The 2,500-nt window shown below is 50.9% G+C and carries 2 rRNA genes (1 of these 2 cut by a window edge); both read left to right on the plus strand.

From position 1 onward, the window contains the following. Positions 1-2,123 (plus strand): 23S ribosomal RNA (locus tag FB547_RS04135); it begins 750 nt to the left of the window's first position. A gap of 128 nt (positions 2,124-2,251) precedes the next feature. Beyond that, positions 2,252-2,364: ribosomal RNA gene (rrf, locus tag FB547_RS04140) — 5S ribosomal RNA — on the plus strand. The last annotated feature ends 136 nt before the right edge of the window (positions 2,365-2,500 follow it).

Consider the following 2,500-nt stretch of genomic DNA (forward strand, 5'->3'; position numbering starts at 1 on the left):
GATGAGCTGTGGATAGGGGTGAAAGGCTAAACAAACTTGGAAATAGCTGGTTCTCTCCGAAAACTATTTAGGTAGTGCCTCAAGTATTACCTTCGGGGGTAGAGCACTGTTTTGGCTAGGGGGTCATGGCGACTTACCAAACCAAGGCAAACTCCGAATACCGAAGAGTACAGCTTGGGAGACAGAGCACCGGGTGCTAACGTCCGGACTCAAGAGGGAAACAACCCAGACCGCCAGCTAAGGTCCCTAAAATTGGCTAAGTGGGAAACGAAGTGGGAAGGCTAAAACAGTCAGGATGTTGGCTTAGAAGCAGCCATCATTTAAAGAAAGCGTAATAGCTCACTGATCGAGTCGTCCTGCGCGGAAGATGTAACGGGGCTAAGCCAGTTACCGAAGCTGCGGATTTGCAATTTATTGCAAGTGGTAGGAGAGCGTTCTGTAAGCCTGTGAAGGTGCGTTGTAAAGCGTGCTGGAGGTATCAGAAGTGCGAATGCTGACATGAGTAGCGTTAAAGGGGGTGAAAAGCCCCCTCGCCGTAAGCGCAAGGTTTTCTACGCAACGTTCATCGGCGTAGAGTGAGTCGGCCCCTAAGGCGAGGCAGAGATGCGTAGCTGATGGGAAACAGGTCAATATTCCTGTACCGATATATAGTGCGATGTGGGGACGGATCTTAATAGGTCATCCGGGTGTTGGATATCCCGGTTTAGTTGGATGTAGGCGTGCATTAGGCAAATCCGGTGCACATATACCGAGGCCAACGATCGAGCGAGCTTGCTCGCGAAGTGACTGAACGAGGTTCCAGGAAAAGCCACTAAGCTTCAGCTATATACGACCGTACCGCAAACCGACACTGGTGCGCGAGATGAGTATTCTAAGGCGCTTGAGAGAACTCAGGAGAAGGAACTCGGCAAATTGACACCGTAACTTCGGAAGAAGGTGTGCCCTATTAGTGTGTAGTGAACAACGAAGCATGAATGGGTTGCAAAAAATCGGTGGCTGCGACTGTTTATTAAAAACACAGCACTCTGCAAACACGAAAGTGGACGTATAGGGTGTGACGCCTGCCCGGTGCTGGAAGATTAAATGATGGGGTGCAAGCTCTTGATTGAAGTCCCAGTAAACGGCGGCCGTAACTATAACGGTCCTAAGGTAGCGAAATTCCTTGTCGGGTAAGTTCCGACCTGCACGAATGGCGTAACGATGGCCACACTGTCTCCTCCTGAGACTCAGCGAAGTTGAAATGTTTGTGATGATGCAATCTCCCCGCGGAAAGACGGAAAGACCCCATGAACCTTTACTGTAGCTTTGTATTGGACTTTGAACAGATCTGTGTAGGATAGGTGGGAGGCTTTGAAGCAGGGTCGCTAGATCTTGTGGAGCCAACGTTGAAATACCACCCTGGTGTGTTTGAGGTTCTAACCTAGGTCCATTATCTGGATCGGGGACAGTGCATGGTAGGCAGTTTGACTGGGGCGGTCTCCTCCCAAAGCGTAACGGAGGAGTTCGAAGGTACGCTAGTTACGGTCGGACATCGTGACGATAGTGCAATGGCATAAGCGTGCTTAACTGCGAGACTGACAAGTCGAGCAGATGCGAAAGCAGGACATAGTGATCCGGTGGTTCTGTATGGAAGGGCCATCGCTCAACGGATAAAAGGTACTCTGGGGATAACAGGCTGATACCGCCCAAGAGTTCATATCGACGGCGGTGTTTGGCACCTCGATGTCGGCTCATCTCATCCTGGGGCTGTAGCCGGTCCCAAGGGTATGGCTGTTCGCCATTTAAAGAGGTACGTGAGCTGGGTTTAAAACGTCGTGAGACAGTTTGGTCCCTATCTTCCGTGGGCGCTGCAGATTTGAGGAAGCCTGCTCCTAGTACGAGAGGACCGGAGTGGACACACCTCTGGTGTATCGGTTGTCACGCCAGTGGCATTGCCGAGTAGCTAAGTGTGGAAGAGATAACCGCTGAAAGCATCTAAGCGGGAAACTCGTTTCAAGATGAGATCTGCCGGGGCCTTGAGCCCCCTAAAGAGTCGTTCAAGACCAGGACGTTGATAGGTCAGGTGTGGAAGCGCAGTAATGCGTTAAGCTAACTGATACTAATTGCTCGTGCGGCTTGACCCTATAACTTTGATCAATCAGATCAAGGTGTTATGCCAAGTTGACGCATTCAAAATAATTCGCCAAAAGCTGATTCCAAACTCTATGAATTCGTTTGCCTGATCATGTGATCAGACAGACAACAAGTTATGCCTGATGACCATAGCGACGTGGTACCACTCCTTCCCATCCCGAACAGGACAGTGAAACGCGTCAGCGCCGATGATAGTGCGGGTTCCCGTGTGAAAGTAGGTCATCGTCAGGCTCTTACAGCCAGGAAAAGCCCAACACGGTGTGTTGGGCTTTCCTTTTTGTGTGAGCACCCAAAAAGTGTTCACACAAAAAGGCAAGCGACACAGCGTCCCCCGGGGTGCTGCGAGCAACTCCAGGCGGCAGGCTCC

Source organism: Variovorax beijingensis (assembly GCF_007828835.1).
GTDB classification, from domain to species: Bacteria; Pseudomonadota; Gammaproteobacteria; order Burkholderiales; family Burkholderiaceae_C; genus Variovorax; species Variovorax beijingensis_A.